We start from the raw sequence: 25,735 nt of genomic DNA on the forward strand, positions 1-25,735 counted from the left end.
CATTCGTATAGGATTTGGTAATGTAAAAGGATTCTGAGTTTTTTGATCTGGATGTAGTAACCCGCATAAATAATCACCTCAACACCATTATAGCATATATCACTAAATATTACTATATTTTAAAGCAAAAAAGTTGACAAAAAAATAAGCCTGCAATAAGGCTTTGCAGCACTTTTTGATTGATTGATGTGTCAAACGCCCGAGTATATATGTAGTATGCTGAATCTATCGTTTCGCACGGACATTCTGTCCGCGAAAATCTGATAATCTATGTTTTAACAAGTCAAAAAATTATCCAAATGCAGTGAAAAAATTGAATAGAGGCGGGTGATGCGGTTTGGTGAATTAAGATGGATACACTTGAATCTGTTGTCATATTAAAATATAATAAAAGGAGAACGGTATGAGTGAAATCGCATATCAGAATAAGGACGTTACAGCGAAAGTGATGGCCGAAACCCTGAAAGGAAAAAGCCTGGCGGCGTTCGGACTTCCGCACTTGAAGATCATGGATATTCTGCCGACGAATCTGCCTGCCATTGAGAGCAATGAATTAAGGCTGGATAATTTATTTTTGCTCAGTGATGGGTCACTGGCGATTATCGATTATGAGTCGTCATTTGACAGAGAAAATTTCGTCAAGTACTTAAATTATATTGCCCGGGTGATTAAAAGGTTTGCAGTCCGCGGAGAACTTAATCAATTAAAACGGGTGAAGATGGTGGTTATCTACACTGCAGATGTGGAATGTGCAGAAGAAATATATGATCTGGAGGGGCTGATTCTGCTGGTAGAGTCGGCGTATCTTGTGAATCGAGACAGTGATGAGATATACAGGCGGCTGAAAGGAAAAATAGAATGGGGACAGCGTCTGACTGAAGAAGAAATGATGGAACTGATGATTTTGCCTTTGACAGTAAAAGGGAGGACTGGTAAGCAGGAGGCTATTGAAAAGGCAGTGGGGCTGGCGAGAAATTTGCCGGAGAAGGAGGAGCAGTTAAAGGTTCTGGCAGGAATTTTAACGTTTACAGATAAAGTGATTGATAAAATGTATGCCAAACGGCTGAAGGAGGAGATGCAGATGACACTGGTTGGACAAATGCTTATGGATGAGGGAATTCAGAAGGGCAGAGAGGAAGGCCTCCGGGCTTTGATTCAGGATAATATTGAGACCGGGATTTCCAGAGAGCAGATCCTTGAGAAACTGCAGAAAAGGTTTCAATTGAGTGAAGCTCAGGCAGAAGAGTATTACAACCGATTTTCAGAAGAGTCATGAATGGAAGGGACTTCCATGATAGAAAGTAAATAGAAGGAAGGCGGTATTTTTGGCGTTTGTTGAACTTAAGGATGTGAGAAAAAGCTATCATATGGGCGAGATCACCATCCACGCGGTGGACGGAATCAGCTTTACCATAGAGAAGGGGGAATTCGTGGTAATCGTGGGTCCCAGTGGTGCGGGAAAGACCACAGTGTTAAATATTCTCGGAGGGATGGACACCGCCACCTCGGGGGAAATCCGGGTGGACGGCGTCAACATTGCATCATACTCGGAGAAGAAGCTGACGGGTTACCGGAGGAATGATATCGGCTTTGTATTTCAGTTTTATAATCTGCTTCAGAATCTGACAGCTCTGGAAAATGTGGAGCTGGCGCTTCAGATCTGCAAAAATCCCCTCGACGCGGAGCGGGTTCTGGTCGATGTGGGACTGGGAGAACGGCTTAATAACTTCCCGGCACAGCTTTCCGGAGGGGAGCAGCAGCGGGTGTCCATTGCCAGGGCGCTGGCGAAGAATCCCAAGCTTCTGCTCTGTGATGAGCCAACGGGGGCGCTGGATTATCAGACTGGAAAGGCTATCTTGAAGCTGCTTCAGGATACCTGCAGGGAGAAAAAGATGACGGTGATTGTCATCACCCATAATTCGGCGCTGGCGCCGATGGCTGACAGGGTAATACAGATAAAGAACGGGAAGACGGGGAGTATTGTGCTGAACGAAAGGCCGCTTTCTGTGGAAAAGATCGAGTGGTAGGGGAATATACGTGTAAGACCGGCTGGTACGGACTGCTGGAAGAGACTGCTGGAATGGACTGATGGATCGAGGGCGGATGGTATTTGAATGAAGAACGCAAAACGCAAGGACTTCATGGTGGAAATAGGGCGCAGCATGAACCGGTTTTTATCGATTCTTTTTATTGTTGCGCTCGGAGTTGCGTTTTTTGCGGGAATCCGCTCCACAAGACCAGACATGGAGCTGTCAGCCGATGCCTATTATGATGAAACGAATTTGATGGATATCCGCATAGTCGGCACCCTGGGCCTGACGGAGGATGACGTGGAGGCGGTGCGCCAGCTCCCGGAGACGGAGTACGCGGAAGGCGCCTATACCACAGATGTGCTCTGCGAAGGCGCGGACCGGGAGAAGACTGTGCGGATTTTTTCGATGAGCAGATCGATCAACCAGTTTACACTGCTGGAGGGCCGGATGCCGGAGCGGGCCGGCGAATGCATGATGGACAGGGGAAAGGCGTATCAGGGACAGTTCGCACTGGGGGACACGGTAAAAGTCTATTCCGGCACGGATGATGCGCTTTCCGACACGCTGAAATACGATACGTTTACAATCGTGGGTATCGGCATGTCTTCCCGGTACCTGTCTCTGGAACGGGGGACGACGACCATCGGAAATGGAAGTCTCGATACTTTTATGGCTGTAACACCTGATAATTTCAGCATGGAGGTATTTACCGACATTTATGTCCAGACGAAGGAGGGAAAAGCTTTTCTGTCCTATTCGGATGAGTACCAGGACTATATGGACCGCGTAACGAAAGAGATTGAGGATACGCTCTCAGAACCGCGTTCTGCCGTACGGTACCGCGAGGTGACAGACGAGGCGAACCGAAAGCTGAATGACGCCAGAAGAGAGCTGACGGAAAAGACGGCGGAGACGGACCGGAAGCTCGACGACGCGGCCCGGCAGATCGCAGACGCGCAGAAGAAGATCGACGAGGGAAAGACAGACATTTTAAAAGGCCGGGCGGATCTGGAAAAGGGGAAAAATGATTTAGAAAATGCAAAAAACGATCTGGAAGACGGAAAGCGGACGCTGGCGGAAAAGGAGCAGGAGTTAGAGGACGCCAAAGTGACACTGGCAGAGAAAGAACAGGAACTGGAAGACGGGAAAGTGACGCTGGCGGAAAAGGAACAGGAGCTGGAGGATGCCAGGAAGGAAGTTGCCGACAAGGAACAGGAGTTGGAGGACGCCCGAAGGAAATTCGACGAGGAGCTTCCGGGAGCCCGTATGGAACTGGATGATGGATGGCTGGATTATGAGATCGGGCTGGAAGAATACGAAGAGGGAAAGGAAGAGCTGGAGGAACAGCAGGAAACCCTGAAGGAGGGCTGGAAAGAGTACCGGAAGAACGCGCCGGAGGTGGAACGGAATTTAAAGAAAGCCTTAAATGGGCTTCTGTCCATGGGCATTCCCCTGGATATAACGCCTTCTGAGATCGGCCGCATCCAGGTGGAGGACTTTTTAATTGATGCATATGCGCCTTATCTGGAGATGATACCAGGCGGTGAGGGGGCGCTTCTGGTGGAAGGTGTACATACGATACAGGCCTCCTACCAGGAACTGACTTACGGTGACACGGCCGTGAAAGAAGGAAAAAAGGAGCTGGCGAAGGCGAAGAGGGAGCTGGCAAAGGGGAAAAAGAAGCTGGATCAGGGCGAGATGAAGCTGAAAAACGCCCGGCGCAAGCTGGATGAGGGAGAAGAACAGCTGGCGGATGCCCGACAGAAGATCATAGACGGCGAGCAGAAGGTGACGGATGCAAAACAGGATATTGCCGATGGCGAGGGAAAGATTGCGGATGCCCACCGGGACATTGCCGATGGAGAAGTGAAAATCGCGGATGCCCACCGGGACATAGCAGACGGAGAGGCGAAGATTCCGAAGGCGGAGAAGGATATCGCAAAGGGTGAGGCGGATATTGAGGAGGCGCAGAAGAAGCTGGATGACGGCGAGGCGGATTTGGCTGAGGCGAAGGTCAAGTATGAGGATTCCAGGCAGGAGGCGGAGGAAAAGATCGCGGATGCTGGTAAGAAGATTGACGACGCCCAGAAGGACATTGACGATATCAAGGAACCGGAGTGGTACGTGCTGGACAGAAACGCGATCCAGACGTATGTGGAGTTCGGCAGCGACGCGGAACGGATCGGGGCAATCGGGAAGGTATTCCCCTTCATCTTCTTCCTGGTGGCGGCTCTCGTCAGCCTGACCACTATGACCCGTATGGTGGAGGAACAGCGGCTGCAGATCGGAACGCTAAAAGCGCTGGGATACGGGAAATGGAGCATTGCCTCCAAGTATATCGGCTACGCCCTGGCGGCCACGCTGGCCGGAAGCATTCTGGGTGCGGCGGCGGGAGAGAAGCTGCTTCCCTACGTCATTATGACGGCGTATTTTATCCTGTATGAGAATCTTCCGGTTATGCTGACTCCGTTTAACCTTTATTATGCGTTTCTGGCCTCCGGTCTGGCTCTGGCGTGTACGGTTCTGGCAACCGTATTTTCCAGTTACAAGGAACTGCTGTCGTCGCCGGCGTCGCTGATGCGGCCGGTACCGCCGAAGCAGGGAAAACGGGTGCTGCTGGAATACGTGACACCGCTGTGGAAACGGCTTAAGTTCATACAAAAGGCCACAGTGCGCAATTTGTTCCGCTATAAAAAACGGTGCCTGATGACAATCTTCGGTACCGGCGGATGCATGGCGCTGCTCCTGGTGGGGTTTGGTTTAAATGACTCCATTTCCACACTGGGCGAGAAGCAGTATAACGATATCTGGACGTACGATGTGCTGGTACAGACAGACAACGAGGCGGATGAAGCGGAGCAGAAGGCGCTCCGGTCCTTTGTCTCCCAGGGAGATGTAGACGCGTGGCTCCGGGTGGAGGAAACCATCCTCGATGTCTCGGCAGGCGATGTCACGAAGGAAGCCTATTTATTTGTTCCGGAGGACTTGGAGGAGGTGGACCGGTTCGTCCACCTGCGCAGCAGGGAGAGCCGGGAGGCGTATGTTCTGGATGACGACCACGTGCTGATTACGGAGAAAATGGCGGGGCTGTTGAATGTAAAGGAAGGCGATACCATTTATCTGAAGGAGGATGAGGGGGTGCTTTATCCTGTGGTGGTAGGAGGAATTACAGAAAATTATCTTCATCATTACGTGTATATGACACCGGCTCTGTATGAAAAGGTCTATGGAAAGGCGCCTGAGTATAACACCATGTTTCTCGATATAAAGGATTTGAATGAGGAGACGCAGAACCGGCTGGGGACGGAGCTTCTGTCTTTCGATTCCGTGATGATGGTGACCTTTATCGGCACGATGCGAGGGCAGATCAGCGATATGCTGGACAGTCTGAATGTGGTAATCTGGGTACTCATTATATCGGCGGGGCTTCTGGCCTTTGTAGTGCTCTATAACCTGAATAATATCAATATCAACGAGCGCCAGCGGGAACTTGCGACAATGAAGGTGCTGGGATTTTACAATCCGGAGCTGGCGGCCTACGTATACCGGGAAAATATTATGCTTACCATACTCGGGAGCATGGTTGGCATCGTGATGGGATATTTCCTGCACCGCTACGTGATGACCACGGTGGAGGTGGATATGCTGATGTTTGGGAGGCAGATCAGACCTATAAGCTACGCTTATAGTGTTTTGATGACTTATGCGTTTTCCGCGTTCGTAAATCTCGTCATGTATTATAAGCTGAAGGGAATTGATATGGTGGAATCGCTCAAGAGTGTGGAATAATCACGTTTTTTGTGTTATACTAAGGGCACTTAATAAAAAACAGACCGGAACACCCCGGCAGGATGCGTCCGGCCCGAGGTGTTCCGGTCTGCGAAAGAACAAAAACAGAGGAGAAGCATTATGAAAAATACGGCATTAGTGATTATGGCGGCAGGCATCGGAAGCCGGTTCGGCGGCGGAATCAAGCAGTTGGAGCCGGTAGGACCCAGTGGTGAGATTATCATGGACTATTCGATTCATGACGCGCTGGAAGCCGGATTTAACAAGATCGTGTTCATCATCCGGAAGGACCTGGAGGAGGACTTTAAGGAGATCATAGGGAGACGGATCGAGAAGATTGCCCCTGTAGAGTACGCGTATCAGGAACTTACCGATCTTCCGGCTGGATATGAGAAGCCCGCAGACAGGACGAAACCATGGGGAACGGGCCAGGCGATTCTGTGCGCGAAGCAGGTGATCCATGAGCCGTTTATCGTCATCAATGCGGACGATTATTATGGAAAAGAGGGATTTAAGAAGATCCACGAGTACATGGTGAATCAGATGGATACGGAATCAGAGGTATTCGATATCTGCATGGGCGGATTTATCCTGGGAAACACATTGAGTGAGAACGGCGGAGTTACCCGCGGAGTATGCCAGGTGGACGATAACGGCGTGCTGATCGACGTAACCGAGACGTATGAGCTTCAGAAGGACGGGGATGTGGCGAGAGGCCGTGACGACGACGGCAATCCGGTGGAAGTGCCGATCGGCCAGCATGTGTCCATGAACATGTGGGGACTCGCCCCGGCATTTTTAGAGGAACTGGAGCGCGGATTCCCTGTGTTTTTAGACGGCCTGAAGGAGGGCGACATCAAGACGGAATATCTGCTTCCGAGGATTATCGACCGTCTTGTACGTGCGGGACGTGCCCGTGTGACTGTTCTGGAGACACCGGATAAGTGGTTTGGAGTTACTTACCGGGAAGACAAGCCAACGGTAGCGGCGGCGATTCAGGAACTGGTAGCAGACGGCGTTTATCCGGAGAAGCTGTTTGCTCGTTAGGTATGGGGATTCTTTTTTGGGGGGAGTTACGCCGAAAAATCGGGGAGCGGTCAGGGGCGGGGGAACCATGTTTGTTTCGTGTCCGTCTTGCTTCCTACTCGCCATAAGAAAGTCCGAGCCTGGCGTACACACCAAAGGAAGGTGTGTTCGCCAGGCTCGGACTTTCTTATGACTCGTATCCAGATGCCGGCACACTGAAACAAACATGGTTCCCCCGCCCCTGACCGCTCCCCGATTTTTCGGCTGTGTACTGGCTTCGCTGCAGAAAAGAATATATCTAAACTCGCTGTTTGGGAGATTGGCGATTACTGTATGGTGGCTCTGTAAGTGAAGGCGGCGATGGGATTAACGATTCAGTTCCGTATTGTTCAGAATACTTCCCAGCAGCTTTCGGTCGGATTCTGTGGTGATGATTTCCGAGATTTTCTTCTTGTTGAACTTCTTTAAGATGCTGTGTACCTGGGACTTCACCGTGCTCATCTCCACGCAGCGCATCTCGCAGATCTGGCGTTTGTTATAGCCAGTGGAGAGCAGATATAAGGTATCCAGCTCCTTTGGCGTCAGGGTGGAGAGGATGTTGAGCATGAAGAGAAAGCTGCTTTCATAAGTCTTGACCCGGCGGAATTCGCTGCGTATTTTGTCTGCGATCTCCGGGCGGATGGGGGACTGGCCTCTGTAGGCGGACGTGACCGCGTTTACGATCTCCTCGTTTGAGGCATTTTTTAAGACGTAGTCGCAGGCGCCTAAACGGAAGGCGGAAAAGACCAGCTCATCCTCCTCGTAAACCGTTAGGATAATGATCTTGATATCCGGCATCTCAGCCAGGATTTCTCCTGTGGCGCGGATTCCTGCGTCTTTGGCTTCCATCTCGATGTCCATGAGAATGACGTCGGGATTTAGTTTTCTGGCGGCTTTGCACGCCTCCTCTCCCGTTCCCACGTCGGCCACGACCTCGATCGCGGGACACTTCTTTAAGACTGCCGCATACCGTTTGCGGATGGGGGCCACATCTTCTGCAATAAGTACTTTTATCTTTTCTTCCATGAATGAAACCTCTTTTCCTGTTTGAGACGGATATGTCCGCAGATTGTCAGTGAATTTCAGACGCGCTCCGGTGTGATGTTCGGAAGCAGGACCTCCACGGTAGTGCCGGCGCCCAGGGTGCTGTTTACGACGATCTTTCCCTCGTGTGCGTGAATGACCTTATAGGTCAGAGTCAGTCCGATTCCCCAGTGTTTGGAATAGGGATGGGAGGAGTAGAAGGGAAGAAAGATGCTTTCTAAATTCTCCTTCGATATGCCCTTTCCCGTGTCCCTGATATCAATCGCAATCCATTGTCTGGAGCTGCCGAGCGTAACGGCCAGCTCCTTTTTTTCGTTTGGTGTGTCCTCCATGGCATCGATGGAGTTCTTGATGATGTTGTGAAGCGCCTGTTCCATGTAGACCGGATCCACCATGGCCAGAATCGGCTGGGGCGGAAGGTTCAGCTGGACATTTATGGACTCCAGCTCATGGGAAAAGATGGCGAGCGTCTCCCGGATCAGAGTCTGGAGGGAGTACTGCTTTAAGCTCAGCTCGCTGGTCTTGGTGCTCCGATGAATTTCGTCGATCCTTCCATAGAGCGTTTGACAGCGCTTCAGGATGCTGTCCGTCGTCTCCTTTACCTCATTCCCATCCTCTGCGTTTAAGGCCAGCGTCTCCACCTCGGACTGGATAGCCAGAATCTCATTTTTAATGTAGTGGCAGAAGATCTTCGATGTCGTCTCGGAGGAGCTGATTTCCTTGGAGATACTTAGCTCCTTGAGACTGGCCTGTCCGGAAAGCCGGGTCAGCATGTAGGCGCAGTAGGTGATGACGGCCGCGGCCGGAACCAGAATATAGGGCAGCGCCCGGTAAATGAAGGCATTGCTTCCGAGCTGCAGGGAACGGTAGGAATAAGTTCCTGCGATTCTGGAAACCTTTAAATAAAAGTCCGGTGAGGAAGAGATAAAGTAAATGTATACAAACGCCAGGGTGGCGTAGCTGATGGCCAGAAACAGGTGGTTATAGCGGAACAGCTTTAGCTTCGGTGCTTTGATAAACGCAGCCAGGAGCCCCAGAAAGCACAGGAGAATGACCGCAGTATTGATGGTGTGGGTGACCGCATATATTCTGTCCTCTAAATAAAGGTACTGCTGCACCGTCAGACGGGCCGGGTATAAGAAGTAGTAGGCCTTTAAATTCGTATAGGGATCATAGAGAATGAACTGCAGGAGGCAGTAGACCCATACGGCCCGTTTAACCGCCTTTTGAACCCGTAGGGAAAAGGGCTCGTAAAAATGGAAGACGAGATAAACGCTGATGATTAAGATACTTAAGCTGGAGGCATTCATGATCCGTATGATGTTGCTTTTTCCAATATCGATGAAAAACAGCCATCTCCACAGGAAGTCGGGAAGGTAAAAATAATCCTTAATGAGATTATAATAGTAGGTATCCTTTGAAACGTAGAGAATGATGCTGCAGAGCGCTGCGAAGTACGGCAGAATCAGAATCATGAGAAAATCATGATTTCCTTTCAGCCTCTGAACCAGTGTAAACAGGATCAGAATGAACAGTAATAACAGCAGATAGAACATAGTTTACCCCTCCCTTCCATGGCTAAATAGTAACACAAATCATTCCCGGTGAAAAGGAGGATAAAATTTCAACCTGTCCGGGGGTGAGAATACGTGATATCGTAAGGGTATCAGAAAACAGGAGGGGATTTGAAATGAAGTTAAGAAAATTGAGCGCGGTACTACTGGCAGCGGCACTGGCAGCGGGAACACTGGCCGGATGCAGCGGGGGAAAAGAAGCGGCCACAGAGGCGGCTTCCGGTGAGAAAGTGAATTTAAAGTTCTATATCTGGAGCGATGGCGAAAACTACACGAAAGAGATTGTAGACAACTACAACAAGAGCCAGGACAGTGTCAATGTGGAAGTGATCAGCATGCCGAACGAGACGTACGATGACAAGCTGAAGGTCATGCTGTCCGCGGGAAGCGACGCGGATTTAGTCAATGTCCGTTCTTTGGACCAGGTTATGCAGTTTAAGGAAGCGGGCGCCATGATGGATATCACGGATCTGGTGAAGAACAGTGACCTGGATATCAGCAAGTTTGGTTCCATGTGGGATACCTGCTATCCGGATGGTGTGATCACCGCACTTCCCATGAGATCCAGCTGCTGGATGCTGTTCTACAACGCAGATATTATGAAAGAAGCCGGCATTGACATGTCGAAGCAGATGACGTGGTCCCAGTATGGGGATATCGCAAAACAGCTGACAAGCGGAGACGGTACGAAGTACGGCGGCTGCTGGGTGGACTGGAATATCTACCAGTGTATCGGAACCCAGAAGAGCGTTTACTTAAATGACGACGATATCTCTGCGGTAAAAGACGGACTGGCTACCCTGGGCAGATTTTTCCTGGAAGATAAGTCTCACGTGCCGTTAGCAGAGGTAAAGGCCAACGACAGCCAGTATTTATCCGATTTTGAAAACGGCAGAGTGGCCATGCTTCCCAATGGCGAGTGGCTGATCAACATGCTGATGACAGACGAAAAAGACGGCAAGACGGATGTCAACTGGGAAGTTGCACCGCTTCCGATTCCGGAGGGCGCGGACCCCGGCGCAACCTGGGGTGCATTCCAGTTCGCTGCGATTCCGAAGGATGCCAAACACCCGCAGGAGAGCTATGATTTCTTAAAATATTTATGCGGTGAGGGCGGTTCCGAGGTCCTTCCGAAATACGGCATGCTTCCGGCGTACGGCGGCGATGCGGCCAAGGATGCATTTGACGAGGTGGTCGGCAAGGAAAGCGTATCTTCTGTAGCTTTTAATTCCAAGAAGATTCCGGAGGCGCCTTCTTATGAGAAATACAACGATTTAAAGGTTGCATTTGCAGAGAATGCGGAATTGTATCTGTACGGGGAAAAGACGCTGGAAGAGACCATGGATAAATTTGAGCAGCAGAGACAGGACATCATGAGTAAATAATCTGTTGGGGAAGCAATCGCAGATCTGATTGTTTCCCCATATGTGTTCATACGACACGCTCTAGAGAGGATATGGATATGGAAAAGAATAATAAGATTAGGAAATACATAAAAGGATATCTCTTCATCCTTCCGAATTTCATCGGCTTTTTCGTCTTTATGGCACTCCCCATCATCATGGGGCTGGTGATTTCCTTTACGGATTACAACGGATTCAGCCAGTTTAATTTTGTGGGGCTGAAAAACTATATCGACATGTTCCACGATGAATATTTCACGGTATCGCTGAAGAACAATCTGGTCTACACTCTGGTGACGGTGCCGGGAACCATCGTGTTCGCGCTGCTTTTGGCCGTGGGTGTCAATAAGGGGATTAAGGGAAGCAGTCTCTTTAAGACCATGTTCTTCCTCCCCAACATCAGCTCTATGGTTGCGGTCGGTATAGTCTGGGCCATGATCTTCAACCCGACCCAGGGACCCTTAAACCAGGTGCTGATGGCCCTCGGCGTGGCAAATCCGCCGCAGTGGCTGTCCGCGACGAAGACGGCGCTGGGCTCTGTCATGGTGGTGGCCATCTGGAAACAGGCGGGGTACTACATGATCATCATATTGGCCGGTCTGCAGTCCATACCGAGCCAGCTCTATGAGGCAGCCTCCATCGACGGTGCAAACAGCGTGGAAAAGTTCTTCAAAATCACACTGCCCATGCTGTCCCCGACCATGTTTATGGTCACCATTTTAAGCATCATCAACTCCTTCCAGGTATTCGATCTGGTCAATATCATGACGCAGGGAGGACCGGGGCGCTCCACCAATGTTCTGGTTTACCGCATCTATCAGGAGGGCTTCCAGAAGCTGCAGTTCGGATATGCGTCCGCAATGGCATATTTCCTGTTCATCATCATCATGGTTATAACCCTGATTCAGTTCCGAGGACAGAAGAAATGGGTTAATTACATGTAAACCGGGGAGGGAAAAGAAATGATGACAAAATCGTATAAAACAAAGACGAAGGTATCAAACGGCATTCTGTTTGCGGTCATGCTGCTGTTGGGAATCTGCATGATTATCCCGTTTGTATGGACCCTGTCGTCTTCCTTTAAAAATAACAATGAAATTTTCGCGTACCCCATCAAATGGATTCCGGAGGTATTCCGGTGGTCCAATTACGCGGAGGTATGCGAGCGCATTCCGTTTGTTACATACTATTTAAATACTTTAAAACTGGCAGTGATCGTCACCGTCGGCCAGGTGATCACCTGTTCCCTGGCAGCCTACTCCTTTAGCAAGATGCAGTATCCTGGCCGGGATAAGATATTCCTGTGCTATCTGGCAACGCTGATGGTTCCATGGCACGCAATCATGATACCGCAGTTCTTAATCATCAAGACCCTGGGACTGAACGACTCTCACTGGTCCCTGATCCTGATCAATATATTCAGCGCGTTCGGTGTGTTTTTACTCCGTCAGTTCATGATGGGGATTCCGGAGGAGCTGTCTGAGGCGGCCAGAATCGACGGGGCCGGAGAGCTGAAGATCTATTCTCAGATCGTATTTCCCATGTGTAAGCCGGGGCTGGCGACGCTGGTCGTGTTTACATTTAACTTTATGTGGAACGACTATATGGCTCCGATGATTTACCTGACATCCGATAAGCTGAGAACCATTCAGATCGGTCTGGCCTCCTTCCGTACCCAGTACGGCTCGGAGTACGGCCTGATTATGGCAGGCACGGTGTGCGCCCTGATTCCGATGCTGCTAATCTTCATTGTGGGGCAGAAATATCTGGTGGAAGGAATCGCATTCTCCGGTTTGAAGGGGTAAAACGTATGGCATTTTCTGATAAGGTATCGAAGATTTTATATGGCGGAGATTACAATCCGGAGCAGTGGACGCCGGATATATGGGAACAGGACATGGAACTCCTTAAGCAGGCCGGAATCGATGTGGTGACGTTGAATGTCTTCAACTGGGCGTCACTCCAGCCATCAGAGGAGACGTATGACTTCGCGGAGCTGGATGCGGCGGTGAAGCGGGTGACGGAACAGGGGATGGCCATCTGTATGGCCACCTCCACCGGGGCTCATCCGGCGTGGATGGCCAAACGGTATCCCGAGGTCCTGAGAACGGATTTTGAAGGCCGCAGGCGGAAATTCGGAGGCCGTCATAATTCCTGTCCCAACAGCCCTGTATTTAAGCAGTATGCAAAGCGGCTGGCCGGGAAGCTGGCGGAGCGCTACCGGGAACAGAAGAATATCGTGCTCTGGCATGTGAGCAATGAATATGAAGGCGCGTGCTACTGTGAAAACTGCGAGAAGGCGTTCCGTGTCTGGCTGAAACAGCGTTATGGAACCATTGAAAATCTGAACCGGCTGTGGAACACGAGATTCTGGGGGCATACCTTCTATGACTGGGATGAGATCGTGGCCCCCAGCATGGTGAGTGAACATTTCGAGGAAGCCAGAAGCATGTATCAGGCCATAACACTGGACTACAAACGGTTTAATTCGGACAGCATGCTGGCCAATTACCGGGCGGAGGCTGAAGCCATCCGGGCACAGATCCCGGACGCCTGCATTACCACAAACTTCATGGGCGCGTATAAGCCGCTGGATTATAAGAAATGGGCGGCCAGCCTGGATGTCGTTTCCTGGGACAACTATCCGGCGGAGGGGGCCGATCCTGCCGCTATTGCCATGAACCATGATCTGATGCGCGGGCTTAAACATGGCCAGCCCTTCCTACTGATGGAACAGACGCCCAGCACCTGTAACTGGCTGAACGACAACCGCCTGAAACGCCCCGGCGTCATGCGGCTCCTCAGCTATCAGGCCGTAGCCCATGGGGCGGATACGGTGATGTTTTTCCAGATGAGGCGTTCCAGAGCGGGATGTGAGAAGTTTCATGGGGCCGTCATCGACCACGCAGGCCATGGAAATACCCGTGTGTTTAAGGAGTGTCAGGCTCTTGGAATGGAACTGAAGGCACTGGGCAAAGAGGTGGTCGGAGCCCGTGTTCCGGCAAAGGCGGCGCTGATCTTTGACTGGGATACGTGGTGGGCGCTGGAGTGCTCGGCAGGTCCCAGCGTGAGGCTTGAATATCTGGAGGAGCTTCAGAATTACTATCGGGCTCTTTCAAAGCTTCACATTCCGGTGGATATAATCGGAATGGAGGACGGCTTTTGTGGATATGAACTGATTGCTGCTCCGCTTCTGTATATGGTGAAGGACGGCGTCTCCGAGCGGCTGGAGGAATTCGTGAGGGCCGGAGGGACCGCGGTTTTTTCTTATTTAAGCGGATATGTGGATGAGAATGACCGGATTACTCTGGGCGGTTATCCGGGAAAACTCAGGGAACTCACCGGAATCTGGGTGGAAGAGACCGACTCCCTGCCGGAAACGGAGCAGAATTCCTTCTGCTATGAAGGGAAAACCTATTCGGCCGGACTGCTGTGCGATATTATGCACACGGAAGGGGCGGAGGTGCTTGCCCGTTACCAGGAGGACTTTTATGCGGGCACGCCCGTTATCACCAGAAACCGGTACGGAGACGGTCTGTCATATTACGTTGGAACACGGTCCGGAGAGGACTTCTATCTCAGGTTTTTCACGAATGTGTGTAAGGAAAAGGGGCTGCGGACAGCCTCCCATGATACGGTGGAAACAGCGGCCGCCTTATCGGAAAAGGGAATCGAGATGACGGTGCGGAAAAAAGACGGCGTGGAATACCTGTTTCTATTGAACCATTCCGGGAAGAAACAGGAACTGGCGGTCTCTGTCGGCGGAAAGGATCTGCTGAGCGGGAGGGAGATCTGCCGTGGCGAGATGTTTGCGGTTGATGCGGCGGGGGTTATGCTGGTGAAAGTATTTGTATAATACAGGTGAGGACAGGAAAATGGAGCAGAGACAGCTGATAGATTTGTTAAATGATATGAGCCTGGAGGAGAAAGCAGGACAGCTCTTTCAGGTAACCGGCGACTGGTTTGACGGCACGGAAGCGTTGGAGCAGACAGGGCCGGAGGCGGAGGAGACTGCCAGGATCAGGAGAAGATACGGCCATCTGGCTGGTTCTGTGCTGGGGGTCTATGGAGCAGCCAATATAAAAAGAATTCAAAGTGCGTATATGGAACGACAGCCGCACCATATTCCCCTGCTTTTTATGCTGGATATCATCAATGGGTATAAGACCATCTATCCGATTCCGTTGGCACAGGGCGCCATGTTCGATCCGGAATTTGCCGGCGACTGTGCGGCCATGGCGGCGAAAGAGGGGGCGGCGGGAGGGCTCCATGTGACATTTTCTCCTATGGTGGATCTGGTGCGCGACGCCAGATGGGGGCGCGTGATGGAATCCACGGGGGAGGACGTGTATCTAAACAGTCTGTACGCGAAGGCAATGGTGGAAGGCTATCAGAGGCCGCAGGGAGGAACGGATTCTCTGGCCTCCTGCGTCAAGCATTTCGCAGGATACGGCGCGCCGGAAGGCGGGCGGGAATATCAGACGATGGAGCTCTCCGAGGAGACATTTCATGAATTCTATCTGCCGGCTTATGAGAGCGCCGTAAAGGCCGGAAGCAGAATGGTTATGACCGCATTTCAGACGGTGAACGGGATACCCGCAACCGTAAACAGAGAACTGCTCCGGGGAATTCTGCGCGGTGAAATGGGATTTGACGGCGTGCTGATCTCGGATTACGCGGCGATCGGAGAGACGGTGATTCACGGTGTCTCCGAAGACAGGGCGGATGCCGCGCGCCGCGCGCTGGAAGCGGGAGTTGATATCGATATGATGTCCGGCGTATATCCGGAGTATCTGGCCGGACTGGTGAAGAACGGAACGCTGGATGAGATGCTCCTCGACGAGAGTGTCCTGAGAGTTCTGGAGCTTAAAAACTGGCTGGGACTGTTTGAGGATCCCTTCCACGGAGCCGACGAGGCGAGGGAAGCCCGCACGTCTCTCTGTGAAGAACACCGGAAGCTGGCGTATGAAGCGGCGGTGAAATCCTTCGTACTGCTTAAAAATGAGGATGCCGTCCTGCCGCTTTCCCCGAAGCAAAAGATCGCATTTATCGGTCCCTACACCGATTCTCAGGATATGCTGGGCAGCTGGTCCTTTACGGGAGGCGCCGAAACCGGGGCGGTAAAGACCATACGAGCGGCTGCGGAAGAAGCGCTGGCTGGCTGGTCCGTGACATACCATACCGGCTGTCCCGTGCTGGCTCCGGGGACGGTGCTGGAGGGCTTTGAACGGTATAAGCCCTGCGGCGCGCCGCAGGAAGAGACAGACCGCTGGAGGGAGGAGGCTCGAAAGGCCGCAGAGGAAGCCGATGTGGTGGTCATGCCCCTCGGCGAACACTGCTTTCAGTCAGGGGAAGCCGCAAGCCGGGCATTTATTGAGATTCCAGAGATCCAGCAGGACTTATTCCGCGCGGTTTCCGAAGTAAATCCCAATGTGGTGGCTGTGGTATTCAGCGGCCGTCCTCTCGATCTGCGCGTTATTTCTGAGCGGGCCAGAGCCGTGCTTTCTGTGTGGATGCCAGGTATGGAAGGCGGCCGGGCAATTATCGATGTGCTGACCGGAACGAGAGCGCCTTCGGGAAAGCTTCCCATGAGCTTTCCTTACTGTGTGGGGCAGGTACCGGTCCATTATGACAGCCTGATGACGGGACGGCCTTACCGAAAAGGGAAGCAGGAACGGTACGTCTCCAGGTATCAGGACATACCCGCCGATCCGCTGTATTTCTTTGGCTATGGTCTGACCTATACGAGCATGGAGCTTTCTGAGGTCCGTCTGAGTAAACACGAGCTGACGCCGGGGGAAGAGATCGAGGCGTCTGTGACCATAAAAAATACAGGGAAACGGGAAGGAACCGAGACGGTTCAGCTCTATCTCCGCGATGTAACCGGCAACACAGCGAGGCCGGTGAAGCAGCTGAAGGGCTTGAAACGCATCACACTGCAGCCGGGGGAGGAGGCAAAAGTGGCTTTCTCCATCGGGGAAGACCAGCTGAAATTCTTTCAGAAACCAGGATTATGGGACAGCGAGGCGGGAGCATTTCTCGTCTTCATAGGAACGGACAGCAGGACGGAGCATTCGGCGCTGTTCTGGCTGAAAAAACAGGAAGCATCAGAAAATACTTGAGAGACAGGAGGCACCGGAAAAACATGAGAACCGTATTGATCCTTATGGATACATTAAACAGAAGATTTTTGAAATCCTATGATGAGAATGCGGAGGGGATTACGCCGTGCATGGATGCATTTGCAAAGGAGGCAGTCCGGTTTGATAATCATTTTATTGCCTCCGCCCCCTGCATGCCGGCCAGGCGGGATATTTTCACCGGCCGTATGAATTTTCTGGAACGCGGGTGGGGAGGAATGGAGCCCTTCGACCGGACGCTTCAGGGAGAACTGCGGAAACATGGGGTCTATACCCACATTACCACGGACCACGCCCATTACTTTGAACTGGGTGGGGAAAACTACTGTTCCCTGTTCGATACGTGGGACTACCACCGCGGCCAGGAGAATGATCCCTGGATTTCGAGGGTGAATCCCCCATTTGGAGAGCCGCAGGCCTACGGCCGCAAATCGGTCCAGCATCTGTTAAACCGGCAGGAATATGCGCGCGGGGAGGAGACGTATCCGACTCCGGCCACCTTCCTGTCCGCCTGCCGCTGGGCCAAGGAGAACCGGGGAGCGGATAATTTCTTTCTGATGGTTGAGGCGTTCGACCCTCATGAACCGTTCGATGCACCGGACGCCTACCATGAACTGTATGAGGATGATTACAGCGGAAAGGAGTTCAACTGGCCGGGGTATGCCCCTGTCACAGAACCGGAGGAGGCCGTATGCCATCTGCGGAAATGCTATCTGGCGACCATGACCATGGCGGACCGGTGGCTGGGCCGTTTCCTCGATGCCCTGAAGGAAAATGGGCTGTATGAGGATACCCTGGTGATCCTGACCACGGATCACGGTCATATGCTGGGAGAACACGGATTTACCGGAAAAAATTATATGCACGCGTATAATGAGATGGCTCACATCCCCCTCTTCGTAAAAATGCCTCAAGGAGAATGTGCCGGAGAGCATAGAAAACAGCTGACTCAGAACATCGATCTGATGCCGACAATATTGACGCACCACGCTGTTCCGGTTCCGGAAACCGTAAAGGGAAGGGATTTGTCAGAGATGATTCTGCGGCACACACCTTCCAGGGAAGCGGTAATCTATGGCTGGTTCGGCCGTGCGGTCAATGTATACGACGGCCGCTATACGTACTTCCGGGCGCCTGCAAGGCCGGACAATAAGCCGTGTTACCAGTACTGTGCCGTACCGACGACGCTGTGCCGGTTCTTCGGTGAAGAGTACGCGACGGAAATGGAGATGGGGCGTTTTCTTCCCCATACGAGATACCCGGTTTACCGTATACCGGTTCACAATGAAACGGACTGCATGGGAGATTTAAGCTTTATAAGAGACTCCTGCCTCTGCGATCTTGAGCAGGACTACGCCCAGGAGCATCCCATAGAGGACGAAGAGCTGGAGGCGGCCATGTGCAGGAAGCTGGCCGCGGAAATGAAAGAGGCCCAGGCGCCGTTGGAACAGTATGAGCGCCTCGGGCTGTCGGAAAGGGGGATTTGAGGAAATGGACAGAAAGCCCAACATCATCTTTTTCTTTTCTGACCAGCAGCGCTGGGATACGGCCGGATGCTACGGCCAGCGTATGCCGGTGACCCCGAATCTGGACAGGATGGCAGAGGCGGGCGTGTGCTTTGAAAATGCCTTTACCTGTCAGCCAGTATGCGGCCCTGCACGGGCCTGTCTCCAGACCGGGAGGTATGCCACGGAACTGGGCTGTTACAGGAATAACATCGCCCTGCCTCATGGGGAAATGACTTTGGCCCACTACTTAAAAGAAGCCGGATACCGGTCCGGATACGTAGGAAAATGGCATCTCGCCTCCACCGGCGGTGATTCTAATGAACCGCTGGAGCCCGGTGTGGAATACGTCTGCCGGGGAGTTCCAAAGGAGCGGCGGGGCGGCTATGACGATTACTGGGTCGCCTCGGATGTGCTGGAGGCCACCTCACACGGTTACGGCGGCTTTCTATTTGATGCGGAGAACCGGCGGGTGGAGTTTGAGGGATACCGGACTGACGGGGTAACCGGTTTTGCCCTGGATTATATGAGGACATGGGATAAGAACCAGCCGTATTTCCTGTTCCTCTCCCATATTGAACCCCACCATCAGAATGACCACCGGCGCTTTGAGGGGCCGGAAGGCTCGAAGGAGCGGTTCGCAGGATTTAATGCGCCAAAAGACCTGGCGTTTGCGCCCGGAGACTGGGGAAGTGACTGGCAGACCCAGTATCCCGATTACCTGGGGTGCTGCAGCCGGCTGGACTACAATCTTGGGAGAGTTCTGGCGTGTGTGAAGGAAATGGGGCTTGAGGATGATACGGTTATTATTTATGCCAGCGACCATGGATCCCATTTCAAGACGAGGACCGTGGAATATAAGCGCTCCTGCCATGATGGCAGCATTCATATTCCGCTGGTGATATATGGAAAAGACGCCTCCGGCACCGCTTTTCTGGGCGGAAAGAGAGAAGGGGGGCTAGTCAGCCTCATCGATCTGCCGTCTACGATTCTGACCATGGCGGGAGTGACAGTACCGGAAGGCATGAAGGGCCGTCCGATTCAGGAGCTGTTGGACGAGAAGAAGCGGGAGAAGTGGCGGAATGAAGTGTTTCTGCAGATCAGCGAGAGCCAGGTGGGACGGTGCATCCGGACGGAACGCTGGAAATACAGCGTCCGCGCGTACGACAGGAAGCCATGGCTCGATGCGGGAGCGGACACGTACCGGGAAGAGTATCTATACGATCTGGAACAGGATCCTGCTGAACTCGTCAATCTGGTCTGCTCGCCGGAGCACGAGGCCGTGCGGGCGGAAATGAGAACCAGGCTGATTCGGAGAATGGCGGAGGCCGGAGAGAGGGAACCGGTGATTCTGCCGTCATTCGGCCACACCACCATCTCTCTGGGGGCGCTGGCAGTGCTGGAGGACCTCGTCTGCCATCCATTTACCTCTGAAATGATGAAAGAACTGCTTCCGGAAGGACTGGTGGAGAGCGAAAACTGGGAACGAGTCAGGAAAATGCGTGTGAAGGAGGCGGCAGAAACCGTTTTAACGCCTGGCGGACAGGAATTTACAGACCGGCTGCTGGAAGAAATGGAGAAGCTGGAATTTGGATGGAGACAGGAAACAGGTGAGTAAAAACCGAGGAGGAACCATGGAATTTGTAAGAGTAAAGGGAAATGAATTTATTTATCAGGGACAGAGCATACGGTTCGCCGGGCTGGGCATCGGGAGCTGGCTGAATCTGGAACACTTTATGCTTGGAATCCCGACGCCGGAAAAACAAATGAAGGAAGCATTTACAGAGGTGTTCGGACCGGCCCGGTCGGCCCGGTTCTTTGATGATTTCGTCTGCTCCTTCTGCACGGAGGAGGACTTTAAGCTTTTGAAGGATACCGGCATCAACCTGATCCGTGTGCCGTTTAACTACAGACTGTTTCTGGATGATCAGAATATGGAGCTGCGGAAGGAAGAGGGATTCCGCTATTTTGACCGTCTGCTGGGCTTCTGCCGTAAGTATGAGATCTATCTTCTTCCGGATCTGCACAGCGTTCCGGGCGGGCAGAATCCGGACTGGCATTCTGATAATCAGACGGGAACGCCTGCGTTCTGGCATTACGATGTATTTCAGCAGCAGATCATATCCCTGTGGCGGGATATTGCCGCCCGTTACAGGGATGAGCCGTATCTGCTGGGATACGACCTTTTAAACGAGCCGTTTCTCATGCCGGCGGCGGACGGAAAGCTTCAGCAGTTTTATGAGAGGGTGACGGCGGCGGTCCGTGAGGTGGATGAGAACCATATTATTTTCCTGGAGGGGGATTCCTTTGCCATGGATTTCTCCTGTTTAAAGGAAATCAGAGATGAGCAGACGGCACTGACCTTCCATTTCTATCCCACCGTTTGGGAGGCAGACTTATGTGATCCGGGTTATCCGCGGGGCGAAAGGCAAAAGGTGTTTGAACAGCGTTTCCGCACCATGCTTGATGGCCTGCTGCCCTTTAACCGTCCGCTGCTCTGCGGCGAGGCCGGGTACGACATTGCGGGTCACAGCCTGGAGCATGTGATGGAGATGGTGGAGGACACGCTGGGCTTATTCTGCCGGTATGGCGTATCCTGGACCTTATGGTGCTATAAGGATGCGCAGTTTATGGGGCTGGTATATCCGGGGGATGACTCTGAATGGATGAGCTTTGCAGGGGAAATGCGGACAAAATGGACCCATTACAGGGAAATGGAGATGGGGAAGTCTCTGGTGGAGACCATGTGCGCTCTTTTTCCGGGAGAGGTCGATGAGGCGCTGAAATACAGGCTCCAGTTCCGCCAGCGCGCGCTTCTGTATACGCTTCAGAAGGAACAGCTATTAAAACCGCAGCTTCGGGCCTGGGGCTGGGAGAAAATCCGTCATATGCCGGAATCTTTTCTGTTTGAAAACTGCGGTTATTATAAAGCGTATCAGGAGCTTTTGGCTGTTTACGCCAACGCGCTTAAGGAGAGCGGGAGGGGGAACGGGGATGACGGACCTTCGGTCCGCCGCATACATGCCCTTTAATTTCTGCGAAGGTATTTATCGCTGGCGGATTCTGTATTTGCGGGCGAAGTCTATGGGGCAGTAGGACAGCTTTGCCTGCCTCAGACCGGGATCACCAAGATCATCCTCGCGGTTTATCAGGACGGCGTCAGGAAATTCGTGGATGAGAAACTGCTGGTTGATAAACTGGTACAGCCCTTTTATCTCAGGATTGGCCTTCTCAATGTGTATGACAGCCATCTGCTCCAGGGGATTGCAGCTGCCAATGGTAAATGCCTCCAGGGTACCGTCTATATAGACTCCGGCCATCGTGATATCGAGGAGAGAGCAGCAGCGCAGAATCTCATGGATGCCCAGAATCTCATGCTCCAGCTGGCCTTCCATGCGCTCTTCCCTGGCGACACCCCAGCGTGCGAGAAAACTCTTGATCTCGGCGCCTTCCGCACAGGTCAGCCTGCGGTATTCGAAGCGTCCCTCCCAGGTCCTGACGAAGGAGTTGACCAGATTTTTCTTCTTGTGCAGCTTTCGGCCGGCGAGAGAACGAAGGGCATCGCCGGAATATAAGTAGTCACGTGCATCCTCCAGCTCTTCGACATCGAATTCGTCCTCCGGCAGGTTCAGGAGGCGGACAGCGGCCTCGTCGGCCAGGAAGATATTTAGCTTTAATCCCAGGGTTTGATTAAAATAGTCCTTCAGCACATCGAAGGAATGGGACAGGCCGGCCGCTTTACAGATGGGAAGGGCCGCGTATTCCTTTCCGTCCGCGGCAATACGAAGGAAGATCGTATTATCATCTCCGACCGCGTAACGTACCTGATAGTAATCTTTCCAGAGGAAAAGGCCTAAGAATACGCTGTCGCAGGTCTTGTTTTCTCTGAAGGTAAAAAGGGGTGCCAGCGTCTTCAGCGCGCTGGAGTCCAGATCTTTAAATTGCAGTTCCATATATTTCCTCACTTTATCGTTCAATGTTCTTGCTATTCTCCTATCATTTCCAGATAAGGCATTTGCCATTCTGTAATTATGTGGACAGCCTGATTTTCCAAAAGGCCATTATATGACAAAAGTGGGATGAAATCCACTGCTTTTTTATGGCAGATCATTCAGAACGGCAGATTGGCCTTTCTTTAGAGACGTTCAGCCTTCGCTCCCAGATGAAGCAGCCGGGAGCGGAGGCTGAACTGTTACGGGGGAAAATACCGGTAAACAGAGCAGCAACAGGAAAAAAATGTTTTTCCCATCACATCCCGATAAAATGCGCATAAGATGGTTATGTATAGAAAGAAGCAGGGAGTGATAACCGCTGTGCAGGATAATTTAGAGCATACTTATGGGAATAACTTCCAGGTGCTGGAGCCGTATATGCTGTACGGAGACAGAAGCGCTATGGAGAATCTGCCGAAGATGCAGAGGGAACATATGTTACAGGATTTAGAGTATCTGCAGGGAATGTATCCGGGACATATGAAGCGGATTCAGGAATACGTGATGGCAGCCTGCGATCGTCTGGATTATAAAAACAGTCCGCTGTATGATGAATTTCCGGACCGCCTGATGGTGAATCAGGTGTGCGATTCCGTATGCCGCCAGATTCTGGAGGACGGAATTATAAACGGAGCAGAGCTTGGACTGCAGAATACATCGGAACAGCCGGGAGAAGAGACTGCGGAAACGGTAGAAGAGGTGGAAGAAGTAGAAGTGTACGAGGTAAACAGCGTGAACACCCAGGATGCGGATTGGAGAATGCAGCAGGTAGTACCGCAGACTCCGACGACATGGGGCCCGCCGTCAGGCCAGCGCCCACCGTCAGGTCAGCGCCCGCCGCAGGGCCCGCCGCCATGGGGCCCGCCACCCGGTCCGCAGCCACCACGTCCACCGCAGCCGCCACGTCCGCCGCAGCCACCACGTCCGCCGCAGCCACCGCGTCCACCGCAGCCGCCGCGTCCGCCGCAGCCGCCGCAGCCACCACGTCCGCCGCAGCCACCGCGTCCGCCGCAGCCACCACGTCCGCCGCAGCCGCCACGCCCGCCGCAGCCGCAGCCACCGTGGGGGCCGCCGCCATGGGGACCGCCGCCACGTCCGCAGCCGCAACCACCGCGCCCGCCTCAGAATCCGGGAAATAACTGGCTGAATGATATTGTAAAGATTCTGCTTTTGAATGAGATGCATCGCAGACGGTGCCGTACAGGGTTCTGTTTTTAAAGCTTCGCTTTTCTGAAAGAATCACCTCCTGGACTGACCTTGGATAACGGATCAGGGATTACGGCAGCAGGATATGGGATAAGGCCCGGGATTTCCTTTTATTACAGGATATCCCGGGCCTTATTCCGTGTTACGTCTGCGAGGCTGGTCGTAGATCTGCTGGGTCGCCGTTGCCGCTGTCATTGTCGCTGTCATCGCCGTTGTAACGTCTCTGGCGGAAAGCAATGTTCAAACATGCTCTAAGTGTGAAACAGGTGCGGAAAGGTGAGCTGCCTTCCCTTCCATATATTTTCTTTCCCCTTCAGCAAAAAGAGCGTGTCCTCCTCTTCTTCCGTGGGAACGCAGGTGTCCCTGGATACTGGCGAAAAGCCCAGATCTGCAAATTCAGTGTCTTCTTTTGCTGCCGCGGAGAGAATGGCCTCCAGTTCCTGATAGGGATCGCAGAAGATATCGTAACACGTCATAACCGTATCCTCATACTCCGCTATTATAACCGCACCAAATTTTTTCAAATAAAATATACAGTTTTTCATAAAACTGATAGAATAAAACATTAGAAGCTCAAAATTGTTTACGACTGTCATCTGTGAAAAAGGATTGGATTTCAAATAGCAGGAACGAAGCAGTTCCCTGTCGGCACTGCATTCCATATTCAGCCTTCTCATGCCGCCGGGATTGGGAATCACCCGCCGGCGGAACTGATACGTGGATTCCCTGATAAAGCCAAATCTGGGATAGAAGTCCAGAACGGAGTCATTGGCAAAGAGAAACATGGCATCGCACCGGTCCCACCAGTCTTTTAAAATCTCACTGATCAGAATACGCGCCAGCCCTCTGCCCCGGTATTCCGGATCCGTCATGACAGTCCCCAGCTGCACATACCTCCGCATTTCCCCATTCCACAGGATATCCATGGGGTTGACGGATACATTTGATATCACTTTCGTCCCATCACGCAGCGCATAAGGGACATTTTTGTCAGTCCAGAACCCCTGGCGGTACCATTCTTCAAACGTAAATCCGAATGTTTTCGCCGTCAGTTCATTGTAGGATGCCCGAACTGCGTCGTTTCCCCTTACAGACTTGTCCAGTATATAACGGTCAGTCATCATCCCATCCTTTCCGCACAGTGCAGCACAATGGCACATGCGCCGGATTAACTCGTTGTTATCAACCGCGCTTCAGAAAACAGAGTCAGTTTTTTGCTGCGGCTTTCAGACTTATAGTATAGAATCCGGATCATGTGATGTCAAATATTTTATGTATATGGACTGTAAAATGGCCAGCCGCTGCAGATTTCACCATCTTCCCAATCTTTTTCTTAATTCCTCCCTGATTTGTGGAACAATGTTCCTTTTTTTCATCTCCGCAATTATTTTTTCGAATTCACCTTTTGGAGCAGGCGGTATCACCGTGTCACAATACCTGTCCACACATTCAAATTCCTGCAGCAGCTCCCTTTCCTCTTTTGGTGTGAGTTCCCCCGTGTTTTTTCTTATCATGCCGTATCAATCCTTTCTATATCACTAATATATTACATAAACGGACAAAATATGACTGGATTAAAACAGTAAATGAATATTGCTCCGTATATAGAGCAATTATAGAACCTGGATAAGATAGAATCAATTGAAAATGTTCGTTATAAGGAGCAAAACAGGATGGAGCAGAAGATTAAACAGGATATTGTAATCGGTTATAATATCAGAAAATTACGGAAACGGGCGGGACTTACGCAGGAACAAACTGTGGCGCGGCTGCAGTTGATGGAGTGCAACATAACAAGGGGAAATTATGCGAAAATCGAAGTCGGCCTGGCGAATATCCGGGCCACGGAAATGATGGCGTTAAAACGGATATTCGGAGCTGACTACAGCGAGTTCTTTGTACCGATTCCGGATCAAAGAAAATCCTGATATTTTCGGAGAATGCCGGCTTTATCCCCCTTCCCGGCTGCAGGTTAATAAAGTTT

19 protein-coding genes are annotated in these 25,735 nt (G+C 51.9%); 13 read left to right on the top strand and 6 right to left on the bottom strand.

Annotated elements, in window-relative coordinates:
• Positions 1-403: 403 nt before the first annotated feature.
• The 4 genes from DFR60_RS03260 (at position 404) to DFR60_RS03275 (ending at position 6,869) form a co-directional block, all read left to right on the top strand.
• Positions 404-1,276, top strand: a complete 873-nt coding sequence (locus DFR60_RS03260) for a hypothetical protein (protein ID WP_110321628.1) — start codon at positions 404-406, stop codon at positions 1,274-1,276.
• A 91-nt stretch (positions 1,277-1,367) separates the two neighbouring features.
• Positions 1,368-2,027: an ABC transporter ATP-binding protein gene (locus DFR60_RS03265; RefSeq protein ID WP_110322049.1), complete on the top strand. Its 660-nt coding sequence runs from the start codon at positions 1,368-1,370 to the stop codon at positions 2,025-2,027.
• Positions 2,028-2,114: 87 nt separating this feature from the next.
• A complete protein-coding gene (locus DFR60_RS03270; RefSeq protein ID WP_110321629.1) occupies positions 2,115-5,822 on the top strand; it encodes an FtsX-like permease family protein in 3,708 nt (1,235 codons plus the stop codon).
• A gap of 120 nt (positions 5,823-5,942) precedes the next feature.
• Positions 5,943-6,869 (top strand): nucleotidyltransferase family protein, encoded by a 927-nt coding sequence (locus DFR60_RS03275; protein ID WP_110321630.1) that lies wholly within the window; start codon positions 5,943-5,945, stop codon positions 6,867-6,869.
• A gap of 345 nt (positions 6,870-7,214) precedes the next feature.
• Here DFR60_RS03275 and DFR60_RS03280 read toward each other — a convergent pair whose 3' ends face one another.
• Both DFR60_RS03280 and DFR60_RS03285 read right to left on the bottom strand, forming a co-directional pair.
• Positions 7,215-7,913 carry a response regulator transcription factor gene (locus tag DFR60_RS03280; protein WP_110321631.1) on the bottom strand — a complete coding sequence of 233 codons (699 nt, stop codon included), beginning with the start codon at positions 7,911-7,913 and terminating at the stop codon, positions 7,215-7,217.
• A 56-nt stretch (positions 7,914-7,969) separates the two neighbouring features.
• Positions 7,970-9,487 (bottom strand): sensor histidine kinase, encoded by a 1,518-nt coding sequence (locus DFR60_RS03285; protein ID WP_110321632.1) that lies wholly within the window; start codon positions 9,485-9,487, stop codon positions 7,970-7,972.
• Between the two features lie 134 nt (positions 9,488-9,621).
• Here DFR60_RS03285 and DFR60_RS03290 point away from each other — a divergent pair, with 134 nt between their 5' ends.
• The 8 genes from DFR60_RS03290 (at position 9,622) to DFR60_RS03325 (ending at position 21,585) form a co-directional block, all read left to right on the top strand.
• Positions 9,622-10,890 carry an ABC transporter substrate-binding protein gene (locus DFR60_RS03290; RefSeq protein ID WP_110321633.1) on the top strand — a complete coding sequence of 423 codons (1,269 nt, stop codon included), beginning with the start codon at positions 9,622-9,624 and terminating at the stop codon, positions 10,888-10,890.
• A gap of 77 nt (positions 10,891-10,967) precedes the next feature.
• Complete coding sequence (locus DFR60_RS03295; protein ID WP_002605062.1) at positions 10,968-11,852, top strand: carbohydrate ABC transporter permease; 885 nt, start codon at positions 10,968-10,970, stop codon at positions 11,850-11,852.
• A gap of 18 nt (positions 11,853-11,870) precedes the next feature.
• Complete coding sequence (locus DFR60_RS03300) at positions 11,871-12,713, top strand: carbohydrate ABC transporter permease (protein WP_110321634.1); 843 nt, start codon at positions 11,871-11,873, stop codon at positions 12,711-12,713.
• A gap of 5 nt (positions 12,714-12,718) precedes the next feature.
• Entirely contained in the window at positions 12,719-14,764 is a 2,046-nt protein-coding gene (locus DFR60_RS03305) for a beta-galactosidase (protein WP_110321635.1), read from the top strand.
• Positions 14,765-14,783: 19 nt separating this feature from the next.
• A complete protein-coding gene (locus DFR60_RS03310) occupies positions 14,784-17,030 on the top strand; it encodes a glycoside hydrolase family 3 N-terminal domain-containing protein (protein WP_110321636.1) in 2,247 nt (748 codons plus the stop codon).
• Between the two features lie 23 nt (positions 17,031-17,053).
• Positions 17,054-18,535 carry a sulfatase gene (locus DFR60_RS03315; protein WP_110321637.1) on the top strand — a complete coding sequence of 494 codons (1,482 nt, stop codon included), beginning with the start codon at positions 17,054-17,056 and terminating at the stop codon, positions 18,533-18,535.
• A gap of 4 nt (positions 18,536-18,539) precedes the next feature.
• Positions 18,540-20,171: a sulfatase family protein gene (locus tag DFR60_RS03320; protein WP_110321638.1), complete on the top strand. Its 1,632-nt coding sequence runs from the start codon at positions 18,540-18,542 to the stop codon at positions 20,169-20,171.
• Positions 20,172-20,187: 16 nt separating this feature from the next.
• On the top strand, positions 20,188-21,585 hold the full coding sequence (locus DFR60_RS03325; RefSeq protein WP_110321639.1) for a glycoside hydrolase family 5 protein: 1,398 nt from the start codon (positions 20,188-20,190) through the stop codon (positions 21,583-21,585).
• Between the two features lie 15 nt (positions 21,586-21,600).
• Here the strand turns inward: DFR60_RS03325 and DFR60_RS03330 are convergent, their stop codons facing one another.
• The 4 genes from DFR60_RS03330 to DFR60_RS03345 all read right to left on the bottom strand — a co-directional run bounded on the left by DFR60_RS03330 (position 21,601) and on the right by DFR60_RS03345 (position 25,265).
• Positions 21,601-22,506 (bottom strand): DUF2156 domain-containing protein, encoded by a 906-nt coding sequence (locus DFR60_RS03330; RefSeq protein ID WP_110322050.1) that lies wholly within the window; start codon positions 22,504-22,506, stop codon positions 21,601-21,603.
• Positions 22,507-23,167: 661 nt separating this feature from the next.
• Positions 23,168-23,788 (bottom strand): hypothetical protein, encoded by a 621-nt coding sequence (locus DFR60_RS31215; protein WP_207659494.1) that lies wholly within the window; start codon positions 23,786-23,788, stop codon positions 23,168-23,170.
• 214 nt (positions 23,789-24,002) lie between these two features.
• Complete coding sequence (locus DFR60_RS03340; protein ID WP_167437501.1) at positions 24,003-24,875, bottom strand: GNAT family N-acetyltransferase; 873 nt, start codon at positions 24,873-24,875, stop codon at positions 24,003-24,005.
• 186 nt (positions 24,876-25,061) lie between these two features.
• On the bottom strand, positions 25,062-25,265 hold the full coding sequence (locus DFR60_RS03345; protein WP_110321641.1) for an N-acetyl-gamma-glutamyl-phosphate reductase: 204 nt from the start codon (positions 25,263-25,265) through the stop codon (positions 25,062-25,064).
• 159 nt (positions 25,266-25,424) lie between these two features.
• Between DFR60_RS03345 and DFR60_RS03350 the strand changes: the two genes are divergently transcribed.
• Entirely contained in the window at positions 25,425-25,679 is a 255-nt protein-coding gene (locus DFR60_RS03350) for a helix-turn-helix domain-containing protein (protein ID WP_002605050.1), read from the top strand.
• Positions 25,680-25,735 lie beyond the last annotated feature (56 nt).

Source organism: Hungatella effluvii (genome assembly GCF_003201875.1).
GTDB lineage: Bacteria > Bacillota > Clostridia > Lachnospirales > Lachnospiraceae > Hungatella > Hungatella effluvii.